The organism is Alcaligenes sp. HNGD-HTN06, from assembly GCF_049932565.1.
GTDB classification, from domain to species: domain Bacteria; phylum Pseudomonadota; class Gammaproteobacteria; order Burkholderiales; family Burkholderiaceae_B; genus Alcaligenes; species Alcaligenes ammonioxydans.
This window is the reverse complement of the sequence record NZ_CP187782.1, coordinates 637,099-654,832: the sequence shown is the minus strand read 5'-3', so window position 1 is coordinate 654,832 and position 17,734 is coordinate 637,099. Positions and strand designations below refer to the sequence as shown.

12 protein-coding genes and 6 tRNA genes are annotated in these 17,734 nt (G+C 57.5%); 15 read left to right on the top strand and 3 right to left on the bottom strand.

Features of this window, described 5'->3' with window-relative positions; all coding sequences use genetic code 11:
- Nucleotides 1-42 precede the first annotated feature (42 nt).
- Complete coding sequence (gene secF, locus ACOZ42_RS03065) at nucleotides 43-981, top strand: protein translocase subunit SecF (protein WP_003803691.1); 939 nt, start codon at nucleotides 43-45, stop codon at nucleotides 979-981.
- A gap of 602 nt (nucleotides 982-1,583) precedes the next feature.
- On the opposite strand, the gene map is transcribed toward secF, so the two are convergent.
- Together map and ACOZ42_RS03055 are read right to left on the bottom strand one after the other, a co-directional pair.
- Nucleotides 1,584-2,351, bottom strand: a complete 768-nt coding sequence (gene map, locus ACOZ42_RS03060; RefSeq protein ID WP_426345536.1) for a type I methionyl aminopeptidase — start codon at nucleotides 2,349-2,351, stop codon at nucleotides 1,584-1,586.
- A complete protein-coding gene (locus ACOZ42_RS03055) occupies nucleotides 2,348-2,569 on the bottom strand; it encodes a ParD-like family protein (protein ID WP_003803695.1) in 222 nt (73 codons plus the stop codon). The genes map and ACOZ42_RS03055 overlap by 4 nt, the downstream gene beginning before the upstream one ends.
- A gap of 260 nt (nucleotides 2,570-2,829) precedes the next feature.
- Between ACOZ42_RS03055 and miaB the strand changes: the two genes are divergently transcribed.
- The 5 genes from miaB to lnt all read left to right on the top strand — a co-directional run bounded on the left by miaB (nucleotide 2,830) and on the right by lnt (nucleotide 8,333).
- Nucleotides 2,830-4,230: a tRNA (N6-isopentenyl adenosine(37)-C2)-methylthiotransferase MiaB gene (gene miaB, locus ACOZ42_RS03050; protein WP_003803697.1), complete on the top strand. Its 1,401-nt coding sequence runs from the start codon at nucleotides 2,830-2,832 to the stop codon at nucleotides 4,228-4,230.
- A gap of 3 nt (nucleotides 4,231-4,233) precedes the next feature.
- A complete protein-coding gene (locus ACOZ42_RS03045; RefSeq protein WP_003803699.1) occupies nucleotides 4,234-5,229 on the top strand; it encodes a PhoH family protein in 996 nt (331 codons plus the stop codon).
- Nucleotides 5,222-5,698, top strand: a complete 477-nt coding sequence (gene ybeY, locus ACOZ42_RS03040) for an rRNA maturation RNase YbeY (RefSeq protein ID WP_003803700.1) — start codon at nucleotides 5,222-5,224, stop codon at nucleotides 5,696-5,698. Before ACOZ42_RS03045 ends, ybeY begins: the two co-directional genes overlap by 8 nt.
- A gap of 147 nt (nucleotides 5,699-5,845) precedes the next feature.
- Entirely contained in the window at nucleotides 5,846-6,727 is an 882-nt protein-coding gene (locus tag ACOZ42_RS03035; protein WP_039943754.1) for an HlyC/CorC family transporter, read from the top strand.
- 37 nt (nucleotides 6,728-6,764) lie between these two features.
- Complete coding sequence (gene lnt, locus ACOZ42_RS03030) at nucleotides 6,765-8,333, top strand: apolipoprotein N-acyltransferase (RefSeq protein ID WP_219236096.1); 1,569 nt, start codon at nucleotides 6,765-6,767, stop codon at nucleotides 8,331-8,333.
- Nucleotides 8,334-8,391: 58 nt separating this feature from the next.
- Here lnt and ACOZ42_RS03025 read toward each other — a convergent pair whose 3' ends face one another.
- The gene (locus tag ACOZ42_RS03025; RefSeq protein ID WP_426345535.1) at nucleotides 8,392-11,214 is read right to left on the bottom strand and encodes an EAL domain-containing protein; all 2,823 of its coding nucleotides are present in this window, start codon (nucleotides 11,212-11,214) and stop codon (nucleotides 8,392-8,394) included.
- A gap of 556 nt (nucleotides 11,215-11,770) precedes the next feature.
- Here ACOZ42_RS03025 and ACOZ42_RS03020 point away from each other — a divergent pair.
- The 9 genes from ACOZ42_RS03020 (at nucleotide 11,771) to ACOZ42_RS02980 (ending at nucleotide 17,659) form a co-directional block, all read left to right on the top strand.
- Nucleotides 11,771-11,846, top strand: a tRNA-Ala gene (locus tag ACOZ42_RS03020).
- A 26-nt stretch (nucleotides 11,847-11,872) separates the two neighbouring features.
- Nucleotides 11,873-11,948 (top strand) — tRNA-Glu (locus tag ACOZ42_RS03015).
- Nucleotides 11,949-11,971: 23 nt separating this feature from the next.
- Nucleotides 11,972-12,048 (top strand) — tRNA-Asp (locus ACOZ42_RS03010).
- Between the two features lie 125 nt (nucleotides 12,049-12,173).
- Nucleotides 12,174-12,249 (top strand) — tRNA-Ala (locus ACOZ42_RS03005).
- A gap of 25 nt (nucleotides 12,250-12,274) precedes the next feature.
- A tRNA-Glu gene (locus ACOZ42_RS03000) sits at nucleotides 12,275-12,350 on the top strand.
- A 23-nt stretch (nucleotides 12,351-12,373) separates the two neighbouring features.
- Nucleotides 12,374-12,450: transfer RNA gene (locus ACOZ42_RS02995), tRNA-Asp, on the top strand.
- Nucleotides 12,451-12,841: 391 nt separating this feature from the next.
- Nucleotides 12,842-13,453: a TetR/AcrR family transcriptional regulator gene (locus tag ACOZ42_RS02990; RefSeq protein ID WP_426345534.1), complete on the top strand. Its 612-nt coding sequence runs from the start codon at nucleotides 12,842-12,844 to the stop codon at nucleotides 13,451-13,453.
- A 52-nt stretch (nucleotides 13,454-13,505) separates the two neighbouring features.
- A complete protein-coding gene (locus tag ACOZ42_RS02985; RefSeq protein WP_426345533.1) occupies nucleotides 13,506-14,591 on the top strand; it encodes an efflux RND transporter periplasmic adaptor subunit in 1,086 nt (361 codons plus the stop codon).
- Complete coding sequence (locus ACOZ42_RS02980) at nucleotides 14,588-17,659, top strand: efflux RND transporter permease subunit (RefSeq protein WP_426345532.1); 3,072 nt, start codon at nucleotides 14,588-14,590, stop codon at nucleotides 17,657-17,659. The genes ACOZ42_RS02985 and ACOZ42_RS02980 overlap by 4 nt, the downstream gene beginning before the upstream one ends.
- The last annotated feature ends 75 nt before the right edge of the window (nucleotides 17,660-17,734 follow it).

The following is a 17,734-nucleotide window of genomic DNA, read 5'->3' as shown; positions in this document are numbered from 1 at the left end:
CCGGCGCAAGCCGGCCAGGCCCAACTACAGGCATAAAGCATCATGGAATTTTTTCGTATTCACCGCACTATCCCGTTCATGCGCCATGCACTGGTGCTGAACCTGATCAGTTTTCTGACGTTTATCGCAGCGGTTGTTTTTATTATCGTGCGCGGCTTTCACCTGTCCATCGAATTTACCGGTGGGACAGTCATGGAAGTGCATTATCAACAAACCGTACAGGTCGAAGATGTGCGCCGCTCGGTCCAGTCTCTGGGCTACACCGATTTCCAGGTACAGAACTTCGGCACCTCCCAGGACATCATGATCCGCCTGCCCATCCTGGATGGGCAGGATTCCACCCAGCAAAGCGAACAGGTCATCCAGGCACTGAAGCAGCAACACCCGGACGTAGAACTGCGTCGTGTGGAGTTCGTCGGGCCACAGGTGGGACAGGAGTTGCTGCATAACGGCTTGATGGCCCTGGCCTTTGTGGTCGCCGGTATTTTGCTCTATCTGGGTTTCCGCTTTGAATGGAAGCTGGCACTGGCATGTGCCATTGCCAACTTGCACGACGTGGTCATCATCCTCGGCTTTTTCGCTTTCTTTCAATGGGAATTCTCGCTGTCGGTACTGGCCGGTGTGCTGGCGGTGCTGGGTTACTCCGTGAACGAATCCGTTGTGGTGATGGACCGTATCCGTGAAAACTTCCGCAAGCAGCGCAAGATGTCGGTAGCCGAGATTATCGACCTGTCCATTACCCAGAACATCTCGCGTACCATCATCACCCACGGTTCTACCCAGATGATGGTGCTGTCGATTTTCTTCTTCGGTGGCCCCACACTGCACAACTTCTCGCTGGCGCTGACCATCGGCATCTGGTTTGGTATCTACTCCTCCGTGTTCGTGGCTGCCGCTATTTCCATGTGGCTGGGCGTGAAACGTGAGGATCTGGTCAAGCCGATCAAGAAAGACGAAGGCGGCGAGGTTGTAGAAGGCTAAGTTGCTTCTTTAGTCGCTGTTAAAGAAAAGCCCGACATTAAAACAATGTCGGGCTTTTTTGTTTCTAAGGCTGCTAGATTGCAAGCAATAGGGTGGCAGCAACAAGCCTCTTTTTGTTTTCTTGGGGGACCCGAGCCGGTCGGCGGGGCGAGTCAGGCCGTTCGCCACAGGCAGTGCTCTGATGCGGGATGCAAGGGTCGTGCTGTTTGAGGAGCACGTTTGCGGTTTGTCCGGCGGACAAACTGCGCTCCGAGTTCACGACCCGCCCGCAGCAGAGCACTGACAAGGGGACCCGTGCACCGCACGGGCGAATGGCCCGCCAAGCTGACCGGCTCGGGTCCCCCAAGAAAACAAAGGCCTGCCACCCTATATTGATCTAAAGAGAGACCTCGGCACGACAGCTATACAGCGAGCAATACTGCGATGGCAATATGGCAGAACCTTACTGCTGTAGCGGCTCCAGCGCTGTCTAGAGCGAATCTCATTTCCATAAGGCTGATAGAGCTTATCGCCGCCACTCTCAGCCCACACGCTGCAAGGACCGGATAAGACACAACAACAAGCCGACAGTCGAGGGAACAAAATAAGCGCAGTCTACTTAATTAATGCGGGATGGTTTCATCCGGCCGCAGCGTCAATACACGCACACCACTTTCTGTCACAGCCACCGTGTGCTCAAACTGTGCCGACAGCAAGCCATCACAGGTACGTACGGTCCAGCCATCTTTCCCGGTTTGCACCGCATGACCGCCTTGATTGAGCATAGGTTCAATGGTGAACACCATGCCCTCCTTCAATCGCAAGCCTGTGCGCGGCGTACCCCAGTGCAGGACCTCGGGGGCTTCATGCATTTCTCGCCCGATGCCGTGCCCACAGTGATCGCGCACAACGGAGTAGCCGTTCGTGCGTGCGTATTGCGAGATGGCAAATCCCACATCACCCAAAGTCGCGCCCGGACGCACGGCTTGTATGCCTTTCCACATCGCCATATAGCAGGCATCGACCAGTTTTTGCGCAGCAGACGTAACCTGCCCCACCGTGTAGGTTTTGCTGGAATCCGCGATAAAGCCATTCTTCTCCAGGGTGATATCGAAGTTCACGATATCTCCCTCTTTCAACACATCCGCCGTGGACGGCATACCGTGACACACGACTTGATTGAGCGATGAGTTCAGAACATAGGCATAACCGTACTGCCCTTTGCTGGCGGGCCGGGCTTGCAGGTCCTGGACGATGTAGCTCTCGACCAGATCATTGACCTGCATGGTGTTCATGCCAATCAGATCCAACTGATCCAGACGCGTGAACACTTGCGCCAGCAAACGACCCGACTCGGCCATCAAGGCAATTTCGCCTGCCGTCTTGATCATGCGGGCTCCGTTTGTTCCAGGGGCACCGCAGGCTCACCCAAACCGACCGCCCTCATCTCTCGGGCAACGATGTCGTTAAAGCTCAAAGTGGGATTCAATTCGCACAGCAAACCCATACGTATCCAGAAGGCAGCCTGCGCGTTAATGGAGCGACACGAAACGGTGCTCGCCTTGCGCAACTGATCGTGTAACTCATCATCAATATTGACAATACCCATCACTCAACCTCTATATGAAACACATATGAATCATATATTCATAGAAAACCCTTCGCAAGAGGGCCGAGTTGAACGCGTCAGATACGGCCAGTTCACCCCTGTGGCGGCTTCCCATAAACGCACCTCTGAGGGGCGGCCTGCCCGCAACAAGTTGAACAAGAACAGTCCCTTGTTCGTGCCCCCTGTAAGACGGGGCGTTATAATGCTCGATTCTTCATTCTCAATGGCCCGCGGGATATACACCCGTCACGGCTTCTCTTATGACTGACACCACACACCCTAGCCCCGACACGGCGGACGCTGCCGCCAAACCTGCCCGCAAACTCTTCATTCGCACCTTTGGCTGCCAGATGAACGAGTACGACTCCGAAAAAATGGCTGATATCCTGAATCAGGATCGCCCCGTTGAGTTGACCACCAATCCCGAAGAAGCCGACATCATCCTGTTCAATACCTGTTCGGTACGCGAGAAGGCGCAGGAAAAGGTGTTCTCGGACCTGGGCCGGGTCCAGCACTTGAAGGCGCTGAATCCCGATCTGGTCATTGGCGTGGGTGGCTGTGTGGCCAGCCAGGAAGGTGACACGATTATTCGTCGCGCGCCTTACGTGGATGTGGTGTTTGGCCCCCAGACACTCCACCGCCTGCCCGAGCTGATCGTCAAGCGGCGCAACAGCGGCCGCTCGCAGGTGGACATCAGCTTTCCGGAAATCGAAAAATTCGACGCCCTGCCCCCCGCACGCGTGGAAGGCTATTCGGCCTTTGTGTCCATCATGGAAGGCTGCAGCAAGTACTGCAGCTTCTGTGTGGTGCCCTACACCCGCGGCCCCGAAGTCTCCCGTCCCTTTGACGACGTGCTGATGGAAGTGGCTGACCTGGCCGACCAGGGTGTGCGTGAAGTGACGCTGCTGGGCCAGAACGTGAACGCCTACCGTGGCCCTACCGACGTGGCGGGCGAAATTGCCGACTTCGCCATGCTGCTGGAATACGTACACGAGATTCCCGGTATCGAGCGCATTCGCTACACCACCTCGCACCCCAAGGAAATGACCTCGCGCCTGATCGCAGCCCATGGCAATCTGCCCAAGCTCGTGCCCTTCCTGCACCTGCCGGTGCAAGCAGGTAGCGACCGTATTCTGGCTGCCATGAAACGCGGCTACACTGCGCTGGAGTTCAAATCCATCGTGCGCCGCCTGCGCGAAGCCCGACCGGATATCGTCCTTTCCTCGGACTTCATCGTCGGCTTTCCCGGCGAGACAGAAGAGGATTTCCAGAAAACCCTGAAACTGATTCGCGATGTGAATTTCGACCAGTCCTTCTCGTTTGTCTACTCCCGTCGCCCTGGCACGCCTGCCGCCGACCTGGAAGACAACACCAGCAAAGAAGAAAAACTGGACCGTTTGCACCGCCTGCAAGCACTGGTGAACGAACAGGCCCAGGCCATCAGCCAGGCCATGGTCGGCAGCGTGCAGCGCATTCTGGTCGAAGGCACCTCACGCAAAGACGATTCGGAACTGAAAGGCCGTACCGAAAACAACCGCATCATCAACTTCCCGGGTGATCCTCGCCTGATCGGACAAATCGTGGATGTGCATGTCACCCAGGTACTGACCAACACATTGCGCGGAGAAATCGTGACCCATGACCGGGTTGCAGGAGCCTGATCTATGACTAGTCAACGCCGCCGCCTGCCCACTGCTGTGCGTCTGGATGGGGACAACACCCATCTGGCCAATCTGTGTGGCCCCTTGGACGAGAACATCAAGCAGATTGCTATTGCCTACGACGTCACGCTGCGTCGGCGTGGCAGCCATGTTTCGATTGAAGGCGCGCGTGCGGAACAGGCCGCCAAGGCCATTGATTGGTTTCATTCGCGCGCAGTGCATCGGGCGCTCAATATCGACGATATCCAACTGGGTCTGGTCGAGCTGGGCGCCAGCCGCAGCCACGAAAAGGAACCTGCGCCAGAGGCTTTGCCCGAGCTGCCTCCTGTGGGTCAGGACGACATTTCCCTGCGCACGGCCAAACGCGACCTGCGGCCACGTACCCCTGGTCAGCGCGAGTACCTGCGCAACATTCTGAACCACGACATCAACTTTGGCATCGGCCCGGCCGGTACCGGCAAAACCTGGCTGGCCGTGGCCTGCGCCATTGATGCACTGGAGCGCGAATCCGTCCATCGTCTGATTCTGACCCGGCCGGCAGTGGAAGCCGGTGAGCGGCTGGGGTTTTTGCCCGGCGATCTGGCCCAAAAGGTGGACCCGTATCTGCGCCCCCTGTACGACGCCCTGTACGACTTGATGGGCGTGGAAAAAGTGCAGCGCCTGTTTGAGAAGCAGACCATCGAGATCGCACCGCTGGCCTACATGCGCGGCCGCACGCTGAACCATGCTTTTGTGATTCTGGACGAAGCCCAGAACACCACGCCGGAACAGATGAAAATGTTCCTGACCCGTATCGGTTTTGGCAGCAAGGCCGTTATTACTGGTGACCCCACCCAGGTGGACTTGCCCAAAGGCCAGCGCAGTGGTTTGACCCATGCCGTCACGGTGCTGGAAAACGTGCAAGGTATTTCCTGCTCGCGCTTTAGCAGCCGTGATGTGGTGCGCCACCCCCTGGTTGCGCGAATTGTGGACGCATACGAACGAGCCGGTGATGCCTGATCTGTCCTTGAGCGTCCAGTACGCTGTTGAATGTCCCGAACTGAGCCGCTCCCGTATCCGCCGCTGGATGCAGCGCACCCTTGAGATGGCGGTCGAACGCATCCACCCCGAGGATCGCTTTACTGGTCTGTCTGCCACCTTGCGCATTGTGGGAGCCCAGGAAGGCCAAAGCCTGAACCTGAGCTACCGAGATCGCGACTACGCGACCAATGTGCTGACCTTTGAATATGGTCAGGACGAAGACGGCGTGGTCCATGGCGACATTGTGTTGTGTCTGCCCGTTCTGGAACGTGAAGCCCAGGAACAAGACAAACCCTTTTTGCATCATGCTGCTCATCTGGTTGTGCACGGCTGCCTGCATTCGCTGGGTTATGACCACCTCGAAGAAGACGAGGCCCAGGACATGGAAGCACTGGAAACAGCCGTGCTGGCCAGCTTTCGTATTCCTGATCCCTATCAGGAACGCTAGCGCGCGCTGTGCCGGCTTCGTGTGGCCGCCGATGACAAAACCGCATCAATACGCGCCGTGCTTCACGCCTTGCGAATGATGACAGGTCCATACCTTGTCATCGTTTTTCGGTTATGCTTAATTTTTCCTTAACTCGTCCTTCGGACAATGTCAGACTCTGCTACCGACCCTGAGCCCCGCCCTTCCAAGGCTAGCTCAAACAATCCTATCTCTCGCTTAAGTGCTTTTTTCAATCGGCGTCACGAGCCCGAAGACCGAGAAGACCTTAAGTCTGTCCTGGTTGCGGCCCACGCTCGCAAAGTCATCGACGACGAATCGCTCTCCATGATCGCTGGAACGCTGGATATGGCCAATAAGACGGTGGCCGATATCATGGTGCCGCGCTCTAAGATCGATATGCTGGACATCGCCAAGCCCTTGACCGAGATGCTGCCCATCATTATTGAAACGGGCCACAGCCGCTTCCCCATCTATGAGACGGAACGCGACAACATCATCGGTATATTGCTGGCTAAAGACTTGCTGCTGTCCATTGCCAACCCCACACTGGATCTGCGGCCGCTGATCCGCCCTGCCGTGTTCATTCCTGAAACCAAACGCCTGAATGTGCTGCTGCATGAGTTCCGTGGCAGCCGCAATCACCTGGCCGTCGTCATTGACGAACATGGCGGCACCGCCGGGCTGGTCACGATGGAAGACGTGCTGGAACAAATTGTCGGCGACATCGAGGACGAATACGATGAAGACGCCGAACAGACCATTTTCCAGGCAGGCCCTGACAGTTGGCGGGTCATGGCCCTGACCGAAATCCCCGATTTCAACGAAGCGTTCCATACCAATCTGCCCAACGACGACTTTGATACCGTGGGTGGCTGGCTGGCATCCGAACTGGGGCACATCCCTCGCCGGGGCGATGTCGCCCAGCTTGACGGCATCAGCATCACCGTCGTGCGTGCCGATGCGAAACGAGCCCTTTGGCTGCACGTTCAGCGAGCCACACCCGCCGAGCCCCATCTTGAACAATCCTGATTCCAAACCTGTCCCCCAGGCGCTGCGCGTCGCGTTAATGCTGGCTCTGGGGGGCTTGCATGCCCTGTCCTTTTCGATAGGCCCGCTGCCCTCCTGGATTCTGCCGTTTTATCAGATCACCCTGCTAGCCATAGCCTGTTCGCAGATCATGGCAGCGCAGTCGTTACGACAAGCTTTCGGACGCAGCTATTGGTTTGGTCTGGGCAACTTTGCCGTCGGCGTGTATTGGCTCTACATCAGCATGCACCAGTATGGCGGGATGCCATCATGGCTGGCGGCCCTGGGGGTCTTGCTGCTGGCAGCTGCACTGGCCCTTTTCCCCGCCCTGGCTGCGGCCGTGTGGCAAAAGCTGCGTCCCAAACACAATAGTGATGCCTGGCTACCACGACTGCTATTGTCCGCGGGGTTTGCAAGCTGCTGGGCGCTGAGCGAATGGCTGCGGGGCACGCTACTGACCGGCTTCCCCTGGCTGAACATCGGCTACGCCCATGCGGAAGGCATGTTTACCGGCTGGGCTCCACTTGTCGGCGTCTATGGTCTGGCCTGGCTGTCCGCCTTCAGTGCCGCGGTCATCGCCCAGTTTGCCGCCTCCAAAGACAAAAACCAGAGCCCTTCTAGTGCCATTGGTATTGGCATCGCCATGGTTTTCGGCCTGATCGGCATCAGTTTGCCGCATATCGCCTGGGTTAAACCTCAGGGTGATCCGTTCATCGCCCGGCTGGTGCAAGGCAATGTCGACCAGAGCGCCAAGTTTGGCCCCGCGATGGGCGAGGGCATAGAACGCTATTACGACTTGGCCAATCTGGACGCCAAATCCCCCGAGGACGCGCCGCGTCTGATTGTCCTGCCCGAGACCGTCATCCCGGTTTTGCAGAACCGTCTGGAAACCAGCTTCTGGTTGCGCTGGACAGAACTGGCCCAACGTCATCAAGCCAATCTGGTGCTGGGCGTACCCATGGATCGCGGTACGGTCGATGGCAAACTCAGCTATACCAACAGTGCCTTGCTGATCACCCCCCAAACCCAGCCTCAGGACATCATCAACAGCACTGCTGCCTACTACGACAAACACCATCTCGTGCCCTTTGGCGAATTCATCCCCGCCGGCTTTCGGTGGTTCGTGGACATGATGAATATCCCCTTGGGTGACTTTCACCGGGGCGCCCTGCCACAAGCTCCTTTCCAGCTGCCAGAAGGTCGTGTCGCGGCCAATATCTGCTATGAAGACGTTTTTGGTGAAGAGATCATCCAGGCCGTCCAGGGCCGCCCTGGTCAGCAGGGGGCGAGCGTGCTGCTAAATATCAGCAATCTGGGCTGGTTCGGGAACTCCTGGGCCTTGAGCCAGCATTTGCAGATCTCGCGCATGCGAGCCTTGGAAACAGGACGTCCCATGCTGCGCGCGACCAACACCGGCATGACGGCTGCCATTGATCCGTATGGACGGATTCGCGCCGTGCTGCCGCCCTTGACACCGGGCGTACTGGATGTGGAAGTACAGGGCACCACTGGCCTGACACCCTACGTAAAATACGGCAACCTGCCCTTTCTGATCTGGGCCAGCCTCTTGCTGATTATGTTTGCCTGGCGCGCTCGCCGCTCATCCTGAGCACCGGGGGTGCGGCACGCCGACATGTCCAGCGACCGCGTCGCCTGAACAGACCTTCTTACTGCAACGCCTGGGGACCCACGGGATACAGACCCGCGGCAAATCCCCCTGCATGGTCCCGATTCCAGGTCTTGCACCAATCCACAAACTCGTCTGCCGGGATCGGCGTCGAGCACAAATAGCCCTGCATGTAATCGCAGCCGGCGTGGTTGAGCAAGTCCAGCTGCTCGTGGCTGGTCACTCCTTCTGCCACGACGCGCAAACCCAGTTTTTGCGCCATGACGATCATGGCCTGGGTCAGGACCAGATCCTCGCTGCTCAGCGCCAAATTACGGATATAACACTGATCAATCTTGAGCACATTGATGGAAAAGCGCTTCAAATGGGACAGAGAGGAATAGCCTGTGCCGAAATCATCCAGCGCCACACTCATGCCATATTCACGCAAGGAGCGCAGCTGCTGCAAGGCCTGCCCCTGATCATCGAGCAACAGACGCTCCGTAATTTCCACCACCAGCGCATCGCCCGGAATGCCCTGGGTTTGCAGATACTCCACCCATTCCCGCGCACAAGAACCATTGAGCTTGAACTGCGCGGGTGACACGTTCAGGCTGACCCGGAAACTGGGGTCCAACTCGTGGCGCAGCCTGACCGCCGCCTGGGCAGCCGTCTCGAATACCCATTCTCCGATCAAGACAATCAGCCCGGAGTCTTCGGAAAAAGGAATGAACTCCGAAGGCGGCACCAGACCGAGCTGAGGATGCTCCCAACGAATCAAGGCTTCAGCGCGGGTGACCTGTCCCGTACGCATATCCACAATAGGCTGGTAATAGAGCTGAAACTGCTTTTCGCTCAAGGCCTTTTGCAGATCCTGGGAGAAACGAAGGCGAGCCTCCACCGCTTCGCTCATGGCAGGTAAAAAACGGCAGTATTGGTTGCGACCACACGCTTTGGCCGCATACATGGCCATGTCCGCATTTTTCAAAAGCTGACCGGCATCGTCCCCATCCTCGGGGAACAAGGTGATACCCACGCTGGCAGAGACAGACACCGAGTTCTTGCCCAGCTGGAAAGGCTCCTCAATCGTGTCCAGCAAACAGCGACAGGTACGTTCCACAATCGATGTATCACTGATATCGGACAAAATGACAGTGAACTCGTCGCCACCAATTCGCGCCACCGTATCTGTCACCCGCACACAGCGTTGCAGGCGTTGGGCCACTTCCTGCAAGAGCACGTCTCCTTTCTCATGCCCCAGGGAATCGTTCACATCCTTGAAAAAGTCCAGGTCCATAAAGATCAGGGCGAAGGGCAAACCAGTACGGCGGGATTGCTCGCGAGCCTGTTGCAAACGATCCTGGAACATTTGCCGGTTGGGCAAGCCTGTCAAATGATCGTAATGCGCCTGCCGCCACATCTGGGCCTCACGCTTTTTATGGCTGGTGATGTCCGTAAACAGGCCGATGTGACGATACACCGTGCCGTCGGGGTTCCACGCAGTGCTGATCGTCAGGCGCTCGGCAAAATCCTCCCCGTTCTTGCGACGGTTCCAGATGTCCCCCTGCCAACGCCCCGTTTCTGAAATCTCGCGCCACATCTTGCGATAGAACTCGCGATCTTGACGACCGGAATTCAGAAGCGACAAGCTGCGTCCGCGAACTTCATCGAGCTCATAGCCCGTGATGCGGCTAAAGGCCGGATTGGCATCGACCACGTGGCCAAAGCGGTCGGTAACCACAATGGCTTCGCAGGTGTTCTCATAGACTACCGCCGCCAAGCGACCCGTCACCTCATTACGCACCCGCGTGGTGATGTCCTGCACCACTGCCACCATGGCGGTACGGCCATCCAGCCGAATGGGAATGGCACAGATCTCTACATCAATGGATTTGCCATCATGACGCAATGCCCGTGTTTCATAACGCAAACTGCTGCCGCCTGAACGCGAATCGGGCACCGTATGAGTCAGGGACGGAAATCGTGGAGACAGGAAAATCTGATCCACCGTGAACTCCTGACGCAATTGCGCGCGACTATATCCCAATGTTTCCGCCAACTTTTTATTAACAAAATCAAAGCGGCCGTCGCGGCTCACGTAAATACCCAATAAAGGGTTGTGACTTACGCTGCGGCATATGGCGTTGAGCTGCGATAAATTGCGCTGCTGAATGGAGAGCTGGGCATCCCGCTGTTGAATCTGCAACCCGCAGTCATTCAGAATCTGCGACAAATAGCGCGTTTCATCCGTACCGGAACTGATGCTTTTTGTGCGGTAATGCCCCTGGGTAAAGGCCTTTCCCTGGGCGAGCAGTTGCCTCAAGGGCGTGGCCACCCAGGCGCGCAACATAAAGTAAGAGAGAAACAGCGCCAACGCATCGAGCGCCAGCATGAAAAACACCGTCCAGCGGTGCTGGGAGCGGGTACGTTCACGCAGAACGTCAAAAGCGTCCAGCAATTGCTGCGTGTTATGCCGGAACAGGGAATCTTCGGCATTCAGACTGGCAGCGGGTAAAAGCACCTGCTCCGAGCTGACCGGAAAATCCAGGCGCATCAGCCGCCGCTGCCACTCATTGCTCAACTGCGAGACCAGTCCCAGCAAGGGTTTGTCCAGCGGCACGAGAACCACACCATCGACCATGCCTCCCTCGCGAAGCAACTGCACGACAGACTGAAACTGCTGGTCGAGCTGACGCAAACGGGCCGGGGTGGAGCTGGATGGCGCGGCCAGCGCCACGGAATAACTGATATCCGACAGTTGTCGCAAAAGGCCACTGCTGGCCTGCAAGCGGATATCTGCCTGATTCTGCTTGTAAATGACCGTAACCGTCGCGGAAATCAACAACAGCCAAACCAGCAGCACCCAAATCAGCAAAGCACGCAAACTGATTCGTCTTTGTGCATCCACTGGAACAGGCAGAGGTGATGATATGCACTGCTTTGCTGACATAGCGCCATTAAATAGAAAATGCAGGCTCAGAGATCGGCCTACAAAACGTAATGATTGCAGGTGAAATGTTACTCATCGAAGCATAACATCATTAGATTACCGAGCAGCGCAAATTTCTTATAGAGCCTTCATTTATGCGCCTAAGAGGGGATTTACCCCCCCGCAAAAGGGACAAAAAAACGACGTGAAGTCGAGAAACGATTTACGTCTATTGACTCATATATGAAATGTTATGACACAAAGAAGATACAAAACACCGCTTGAAATAAAAAGATACGGATGGGAGCAAGTCGCACTCGGCCCGGTTTCCCCTGCCTGCCTCTTGTGTCCATCTCGCCCCTTCCTACCCGCGTTCGTCTTGCCTCAGCCCCCTGTCTTGAAGTTTTTTTGCTTTATTTTTCTTTTTTCTCTCAAAAGACTTGCACAAAGACAAAAACATCTTCATAATCTCAATTCTTCGTTGGTGGTCAACAAAAAAGAACACCGAAATGGGGGTATAGCTCAGCTGGGAGAGCGCTTGCATGGCATGCAAGAGGTCAGCGGTTCGATCCCGCTTACCTCCACCAAAAAACGAAGATTAGCTGTAAGTCCTGTCCCCTTCGTCTAGAGGCCTAGGACACCACCCTTTCACGGTGGGTACAGGGGTTCGAATCCCCTAGGGGACGCCAAAGCTTTTGCTTGGCACCGCTGCGGAGCGGTAGTTCAGTTGGTTAGAATACCGGCCTGTCACGCCGGGGGTCGCGGGTTCGAGCCCCGTCCGCTCCGCCAAAAGATTTTATGAATCAGTCCCGGACTGGTTCTAGCAGTTTGAAGTGGCAAGCCTCGTCAAGCCTGACACTTATTTCGATACTTTGGTTTTTTGGCACAGTCAAAAAATGAAGTAAAGAGAAATTGGGGGTATAGCTCAGCTGGGAGAGCGCTTGCATGGCATGCAAGAGGTCAGCGGTTCGATCCCGCTTACCTCCACCAAAACGACGGTTTAGTTGTAAGTCCTGTCCCCTTCGTCTAGAGGCCTAGGACACCACCCTTTCACGGTGGGTACAGGGGTTCGAATCCCCTAGGGGACGCCAAAGCTTTTGCTTGGCACCGCTGCGGAGCGGTAGTTCAGTTGGTTAGAATACCGGCCTGTCACGCCGGGGGTCGCGGGTTCGAGCCCCGTCCGCTCCGCCAAAAATTCCAAAAAGCCTGATAGATTTCGATCTGTCAGGCTTTTTTCATTACTGCTGCAAAACCCATGGCAGGCTTTTATAAAGGCCTGCCTTTCCAGGCACGCCGCAACCCAGCGCCCCGAGTCAAACCATGGTCGCGCTCCGCTCCTCCAAGGCCACCCCGTCCATCGGGCTCTCCTACCGGTACCATGCCCCCCCCCTGATAGTCCCAGCCCCCTTTCCAGGAAATGAGGCGTGGCCCAGGGCTCGCCAGCTGCAAGCGAGCTGCCTGCGCAGGCCTGTGGCTTGCTAGTGCTCTTGCATTTCTCCCTATTCAAATCAGCAATTGTCTTGCTCCCGCTCTCCAGGGAAGTTAATGTATTGCGTTATCGTTACTTCAATATTCAAGAGTCATGCCTGTCAGCACCCTGGGCCAGCGTGGCCCGACCGAACACCATCGCCGCGAACAGATCATCGAGCAGGCCAACAGGCATTTCCGGCTCTATGGTTATCGCAAAACCTCGGTCGCGAGTCTGGCCAAATCAATCGGCGTCTCCAGCGCTTACCTGTATCGCTTCTTCGACTCCAAGCAGGCTATCGGCCAGGCCATTTGCCACTCGGTGCTGCATGGCATGCATCAGCAGCTGCAGCAGATTGTCGACAGTGACCTCCCTCCCATCGAGCGGCTGCGCCACTTTATCGAAACCGCCTGCCAGCTAAGCCTGGAGCTGTTCCTGCAAGAAGGGCGCATGCAGGAAGTCGTGATCGAGGCCCTGCAAAACAACTGGCCCACTGTCGATCAGCACAGGCAGGATCTGCTGGCACAAATCACGGCACTGGTACGCGCAGGCCGGGAAAGCGGAGACTTCGAGCGGCGTGCCCCGCTGGACGAAGTGGTTCAGGGCATTTTGTTTGCACTCACAGCCTGTCTGCATCCCGTGCTGCTGGAGATACATCCGGCCGAAAAAACGCGTCAGGGTTTGCTGGTGGTAACCCCCCTGATTTTGCGCAGCCTGATGCCCTGACCTACCTCCCTAGTTACAGTTCAACCAACTATTTACTTACCCGGAGTCCTGAATGGCTCTCTTTCGCTCTCTTAGTCCTGTATTGAGTTTGTCCACCACCCTGGTTCTCATGGGGTGCAGCCAGCAGACCCAGGAGGCTGACCCACGCACCCAGGCGCCCTTGGTGATTCAAAGCATGGTTCAAGCCAAGGCGGATCAGCAACGGCGCTTTCTGGGACTGGTCAGCGCACGAGTCGAAAGCCCACTGGCCTTCCGGGTGGGCGGCAAAATTGACACACGCCATGTCCAAAACGGTGAACATGTGAAAAAGGGGCAGCTCCTCATGACGCTGGACCCCAAGGACCTGCAGTTGGATCACCGCGCCCGTCTGGCCGCCGTACAAGCTGCCCAGGCTCAGGCCGAACAGGCCGAATCGGATTACAAGCGCCTGTCTTTGCTGGTCGACCAGGGGGGCGTCTCTCGTCAGGCCCACGAACAAAGCAGACAGGCGTTGCGCAGCGCTCAGGCCAATCTCAAGTCCGCCCAGGCACAGGCCGAAATCGCACGGAATGCCGATCAGTACAGCGCCCTAAAGGCAGATGCGGATGGCATTATCACTGCGCAGATGGGTGACGTTGGCCAGGTTGTCAGTCCCGGTCAGGCCGTGCTGCGTCTGGCTCTGGACGGCCCGCGAGAGGTGATCGTCAGCCTGCCTGAACAATGGGATATTCCGCTGGGCACCCGCGCCACGATCGAGCTGACCGACTCCCAGCAAAGCCTGCCCGCCCGATTGCGCGAACTGGCCCAGTCCTCGGACCCGGCCACGCGCAGCTATCAGGCCCGCTTCTCCTTTGACGATGAAACCATCAGCGCCCGCCTGGGTTCCAGCGCCATCGTGCACCTGACACCCCCGGAGGCGGATGCCTTGAACCAGGTTCCCCTCACCGCGCTTTACGATCCAGGCAAAGGCCCGGGCGTGTGGGTCATCGACGCTCAGAACACCGTGCATTGGCAGGCAGTGACTATCGCCAAGCTGGCCCAGGAACACGCCTACCTTTCCGATGGGCCCGAAGCGGGCACCCCTATCGTGGCGCTGGGCGCCAATCTCTTGCACGAAGGCCAGGAAGTGCGCCCTGAAACACGCGAGGCCAAGCCATGACAGGCCGCTTCAATCTTTCCGCGCTGGCCGTGCGCGAACGGGCCATCACTCTATTTCTGATCATCGCCCTGGCGGCGTCCGGCATCTACTCCTTCGTCAAGCTGGGTCGGGCAGAAGACCCGGCGTTTACCGTCAAAGTTCTTACCGTTACCACCCTGTGGCCCGGTGCCACGGCCCAGGAAATGCAGGATCTGGTGGCCGAGCCCCTGGAAAAACGCATGCAGGAGCTGCGCTGGTTTGACAAAGTGGAGACTGTCACCCGTCCCGGCACTGCCCTGATGGTGGTGACCTTGAAGGACACCATGCCCCCGGCCGATGTCCAGAGCGAGTTCTACCAGTTACGTAAAAAGCTCCAGGATCAGGCGCCCAGTCTGCCCCAGGGCGTACAGGGCCCTTTCGTCAATGACGAGTATTCGGATGTGTCGTTCAGCCTGTTCGCGCTGCAGGCCCCTGGTTTGCCGCCCCGCCTGCTGACCCGGGAGGCGGAGAAGGTACGCAGCCAGTTGCTGCAAGTGCCCGGCGTCAAGAAGGTCAACATCCTGGGGGAGCAAAGCGAACGTATTTTCATCGATCTGGACGAGACCAAGCTGCACAATTTGCAACTCAATCCCCAACAGATCCTGCAGGCCCTGTCGCAGCGCAGCGCCATGACCCCCAGTGGCGCCATCAGTACCGACGGGCCACGGATTCATCTGCGCCTCAGTGCGGGACTGGATAATGTTCAGGCGATCAGCGACACCTATATTTATGTTCAGGGTCACGCGCTGCGTCTGGGCGATATTGCCACCATCAGCCGGGGCTACGAGGACCCGCCCAGCTTCGAGATTCATCATAATGCGCAGTTTGCCATGCTGCTGGATGTGGTCATGCAAGAAGGCTATAACGGCCTGTACCTGGGCAAAGATCTGGAGAAAGCGCGCGAAGAGATTGCTGCCGCCCTGCCTTTGGGATTCTCGCTGGAGACCGTGACCAACCAATCGGTGAATATTGCCTCGGCGGTGGGCGAGTTCATGTTCAAGTTCTTCGCCGCGCTCAGTGTGGTGCTGCTGGTGTGTCTGATCAGCATGGGCTGGCGGGTGGGGATCGTCGTGGCCGCTGCCGTCCCCCTGACACTGGCCATGGTGTTTGTCATCATGATGATGACGGGCAAGGTCTTTGACCGAGTCACACTGGGCGCGCTGATTATCTCGCTGGGCCTGCTGGTGGACGATGCCATTATTGCCATCGAGATCATGATCGTGAAGATGGAAGAAGGCATGGACCGCCTGAAGGCCGCCGCCTACGCCTGGAATCATACGGCAGCCCCGATGCTCTCTGGCACGCTGGTGACCATTATTGGCTTTCTGCCCGTCGGGTTTGCCCGCTCCTCTGCCGGAGAGTATGCAGGCAACATCTTCTGGATTCTGGCAGCCGCCCTGTTGACTTCCTGGGTGGTCGCCGTGGCGTTCACGCCTTATATGGGCGTGAAGCTCTTGCCCGCCATTGCGGCCCGCCCAGGGGGCCATCAAGCCATTTACGACACGCCCAACTATATGCGCCTGCGGCGCATGATCGCCTGGTCCGTACACCATAAGTTTCTGGTGGCCGGTATTGTGGTGGGGGCCTTCATACTGGCGGTGGTGGGCATGGGTTTCGTCAAACAGCAGTTTTTCCCCACGTCCGATCGGCCTGAACTGCTGGTGGAGGTGCAGTTGCCCGAAGGCAGCAGCATCCAGTCCACTCAGGCCGTCACCCGCAAAGTGGAAAGCTGGCTGCGCGAGCAGCCTGAAACACGACTGGCCACCAGCTATGCCGGACAGGGTGCGCCACGCTTTTTTCTGTCCTACAACCCGGAACTGCCGGACCCTTCGTTTGCCCGTCTGGTCGTCCTGACGGCGGATCATCACGACCGCGATGCCTTGCTGCAGCGCTTTCGTCAGGTGGTGGCCGATGGTCTGACTCCCGAGGCACGGGTTCGCGCCACCCAACTGGTATTTGGCCCCTCCACCAAGTATCCGGTCGAGTTTCTGGTTCGGGGCCCCGAACTGGACAGGTTGCGCGACATTTCGGAACAGGCCATGGCCATCATGCGAGCCGACCCGGACATGCGTCAGGTCAACGTGGACTGGGGCGCACGCGTGCCCGTGTTGAAGCTGGATATAGACCCGCAACGCCTGCAAGCCCTGGGCTTGAACCGCCAGCGTCTGGCCGAGCAAATTCAGCTGCAACTCGATGGTACGACAGTGGCGGAATACCGTGAGGACCTGCGCAATGTCCTGGTCATCGCCCGCAGCTCGGCGATCAACCGGCATGACCCCACCCGACTGTCTGGCCTGACCGTCACCAACGACCAAGGCAAGAACCTGCCACTGGAACAGATTGGGAAACTGGAGATCATCCAGGAGGAGCCCAAGTTGGCTCGCCGCAATCGTTTACCCACCATGACCGTGCGCGGTGACATTGCTCCACACGTTCAGCCGGCAGAAGTGGCCAACCGGGTCATGGAGGCATTTGCTCCCCTGCAAGCCTCTCTGCCACCGGGCTATCTGATCGAGATGAGCGGGATTACCGCCGAGGCCAAGAAATCCAACGACGCTCTGTTGCCGGTCTTTCCGGTCATGATTGCGCTGATGCTCCTGGTCATCGTGATCCAGGTGCGTTCGCTCTCGAACATGATCATGGTATTTCTGACTGCCCCCTTGGGACTGATTGGCAGCGTGCCGGCCCTGCTGATCTTTCAGCAGCCCTTTGGCTTCACCGCCATTTTGGGGCTGATTGGTCTGGCCGGCATCCTGATGCGTAACACGCTCATCCTGATCGAGCAGATCAAGACCAATCGCGCCGAAGGGGCCTCCCCCTATGATGCGGTGATTGAAGCTACCGTCCAGCGCGCCCGCCCGGTTATCTTGACGGCGCTGGCCGCCGTGCTGGCGTTTATCCCGCTATCGTTTTCCGTGTTCTGGGGATCCATGGCATTGACGCTGATCGGCGGCACAGCCATCGGCACCATCCTGACCCTTTTATTCTTGCCCAGCCTGTATGCCATCTGGAATCGCATCCAGGACCCACGGGTCGCATCCCTTGCTTGAAGGCTGAAACTGTGTAAATAATGGATGCATGGTCTGAAACAAGCTCCCCGCGCCCGGCAGATTTTTTCTCTGCCG